The sequence below is a fragment of the Micromonospora sp. KC207 genome, assembly GCF_004348615.1.
In the GTDB taxonomy this organism is placed as follows: domain Bacteria; phylum Actinomycetota; class Actinomycetes; order Mycobacteriales; family Micromonosporaceae; genus Micromonospora.
In genome coordinates this window covers 1-2,946 of record NZ_SMKJ01000486.1, presented here as the reverse complement: position 1 = coordinate 2,946, position 2,946 = coordinate 1, and the positions used below count along the sequence as shown (strand labels likewise).

Annotated in this window: 3 protein-coding genes; 2 read left to right on the top strand and 1 reads right to left on the bottom strand. The window is 71.9% G+C overall.

The window, feature by feature from the left end; genetic code table 11:
* The first annotated feature begins 407 nt into the window (after positions 1-407).
* Positions 408-1,976 carry an MFS transporter gene (locus E1258_RS31595; RefSeq protein ID WP_132407520.1) on the top strand — a complete coding sequence of 523 codons (1,569 nt, stop codon included), beginning with the start codon at positions 408-410 and terminating at the stop codon, positions 1,974-1,976.
* Positions 1,977-1,987: 11 nt separating this feature from the next.
* Positions 1,988-2,596: a TetR/AcrR family transcriptional regulator gene (locus E1258_RS31590; protein ID WP_132407518.1), complete on the top strand. Its 609-nt coding sequence runs from the start codon at positions 1,988-1,990 to the stop codon at positions 2,594-2,596.
* 88 nt (positions 2,597-2,684) lie between these two features.
* On the opposite strand, the gene E1258_RS31585 is transcribed toward E1258_RS31590, so the two are convergent.
* Positions 2,685-2,946: CdaR family transcriptional regulator (locus E1258_RS31585; RefSeq protein WP_132407516.1), on the bottom strand; the 262-nt coding region annotated here is incomplete at its 5' end.

The following is a 2,946-nucleotide window of genomic DNA, read 5'->3' as shown; positions in this document are numbered from 1 at the left end:
TCTGTCAGGTGTAACGACCCCGGCCGGGCCGTCATTCCACGGTCGGGGTGCCGGCGGTCACCCCCCCGGGGCCCCGAGGAGGCCGATCGGGGCGGGGGCCCTTCGCGGCCACGCCCACCTCGACCCCCGGGGGGACGGATCCGGCAGCCGCCTCAGGCCGGGCCTGACGGGTCGGGTGATCGACTCCATGCCGGCGACATGGGGGCATGCGGGCGGGCCGGATGCCCGCATATGGCGGACACGGAGTCGATCAACGCAGAGACCGCGCGGCGGGCGTACGTGACCTGGCGCACAAACGATACGGTCCGGTTCCGTATCGAAAATTCCTCGCCTAACCTCGTCCAGGTTACGAGTCTGCCCCGTGTCGCATTTGCGTAGCGGGGCGCACCGGGGGAGAGGGAAGGCCCATGCAAGCGAACGAGAACACCGGACACCCGAGGAGGTGGGCGATCCTCGGGGTGCTGGTGATCAGCCTCCTTGTCGTCGTCCTCGACAACACCATCCTCAACGTCGCCCTGCGTACGCTCGCCGACCCGGTGCACGGCCTCGGCGCGAGCCAGGGCGAGCTGGAGTGGTCGATCAACTCCTACACGCTCGTCTTCGCGGGCCTGCTCTTCACCTTCGGCGTACTCGGTGATCGCGCCGGTCGTAAGCGCTTCCTGCTGATCGGGCTGGTCCTGTTCGGCCTGGCGTCGCTGCTGTCGGCGTACGCACAGAGCCCGGCCCAGCTCATCGGCGCCCGCGCGCTGATGGGCGTCGGCGGGGCGGCGATCATGCCGGTGACCCTGTCGATCATCTCCAACGTCTTCGACCCCCGGGAGCGTGGCCGGGCGATCGGCGTGTGGGCCGGCGCGGTCGGCCTGGCCGTGGCGATCGGCCCGGTTCTCGGCGGTGCGCTGCTGGAACACTACTGGTGGGGCTCGGTCTTCCTGATCAACGTGCCGGTGGTCGCGCTCGGCGTGGTCCTGGTCGCCCTGCTGGTGCCCGAGTCCCGCGACCCCGACCCGGGTCGGGTCGACGTCCCCGGCGTGCTGCTGTCGGTGGTGGGTCTGGTCGCGCTGACCTACGGCATCATCGACGGCGGCGAGCACGGCTTCGACCGGCCCCTGGTCTGGGTGTCGATCCTCGGCGGCCTGGCCGTGCTGACCTGGTTCGTGCTGCTGGAGCTGCGCAGCGACCACCCGTCGCTGGACGTCCGGCTGTTCCGGGTGCCCCGCTTCGCCGCCCCGGTCGCGCTCGTCGGGCTGGTCTTCTTCGCAGCCATGGGCGTGATGTTCTTCAGTTCGTTCTACCTGCAACTGGTCCGTGGCTACACCCCGTTGCAGACCGGCCTGCTCTTCCTGCCCTTCGCCGCCGCCCAGCTGATCTTCGCCCCGCGTAGCGCGGCGATGGTCCGCAGGTACGGGGGCCGGGCCGTCGCGGCCGTCGGGTTGGCGCTGTCCACCGTGGCCCTCGCGGCGTTCGCGTTCATCGACGCGAGCACCCCGATCTGGGTGGTCCTGGTGGCCTTCCTCCTCCAGGGCATCGGCATGGCCAACATCATGCCGCCGGCCACCGAGTCGATCATGTCGGCGCTGCCCCGGGAGAAGGCCGGCGTCGGGTCGGCGGTCAGCAACACCGTCCGCCAGGTCGCCGGTGCCCTCGGCGTGGCCGTGCTCGGCTCGGTGCTGTCCGCGGTCTACCGGGGTGACGTCGCCCCTGCCCTGCGTGGCCTGCCGGCCGGGGCGCACGAGGCGGCCAGTGAGTCGATCTCCGGCGCGTACGCGGCGGCCGGACAGCTCGGCCCGACCGGGCCGGCGCTGGTCACGGCCGCCAATTCCGCCTTCGTCTCGGCGATGCACTGGGCGGCGGCGCTCTCTGCGGTGGTCGCCGCGTTCGGCTTCGTGGTCGTGCTGCGCTGGATGCCCGGCCGGCCCAACGACCGGGCAGCCGGCTCACCGGTGGCAGGTGAACCGGAGTTGGCCGGAACCGCATAGGTACGGCAACAATGTCGGACATGACTTCCACCGCCGATGCTCCGCGGTCGCCCGGGCGACCGCGGAGCAGCCGCGCGGACGAGGCGATCGTGGAGGCTGCCCTCGACCTGCTCGCCGAGGGCAACACGATCGAGGCGCTCTCCATCGAGGCGATCGCGGCCCGGGCCGGGGTCGGCAAGGCGACCATCTACCGCCGATGGCGCGGCAAGGACGCGCTGCTGCTGGACGCGCTGCGTCGGCTCAAGGGTGCCATGCCGAATCCGGCGGGCCACTCCGTCCGGGACGACCTGGTGCTGCTGGTCGGCGCGGTCGGGCACCACATCGACCCGCGCGCCGCCAAGATCATGCCGTGCCTCGTGCCGGAGGTGAACCGCAGCCCCGACCACTTCCAGCTCTACCAGAACATCATCGAGCCCCGCCGGCAGCTGATGCGCGAGGTGCTCCGCCGGGGGGTGCGCCTCGGCGAACTGCGGGCCGACCTCGACATCGAGGTGGCGATGGCGCTGCTCACCGGGCCGATGCTGATCCAGCGGATGCTGCGCTGGCACCCCGAGCTGGACGACACCCTGCTCCCGGACCGGATCGTCGACGGTGTCCTGGACGGCATCCGGGCCCGCTGACGCCACCCAGACCGGTCAGGGCATCGACTCGCGGACCTGCATCCCACCCGGTCAGGGCGGCGGCTCGCGGAGCTGGCATCCCACCCGGTCAGGGCGGCGGCTCGCGCAGCCGGTGCAGGCGCAGCGCGAGCTGCACCTCCAGCGCCCGGCCGGGCTTCTGCCAGTCGGGGCCGAGGAGCTGACCGACCCGTTCCAGCCGCTGGGTCACCGTGTTGACGTGCACGTGCAGCAGCTCGGCTGCCCGGGCCAGGCTGCCCCCCACCCCGAAGTACGCCTCCAGGGTCTTCACCAGCGCGGTGCCCCGCCGGGCGTCGTAGTCCACCACCGGCCCGACGGTGGTGGCGAGGAAC

Bases quoted from the DNA above. Each gene is read 5' to 3' on its own strand.
- E1258_RS31595 (WP_132407520.1), top strand. From the start codon at position 408: ATGCAAGCGAACGAGAACACCGGACACCCGAGGAGGTGGGCGATCCTC.
- E1258_RS31590 (WP_132407518.1), top strand. From the start codon at position 1,988: ATGTCGGACATGACTTCCACCGCCGATGCTCCGCGGTCGCCCGGGCGA.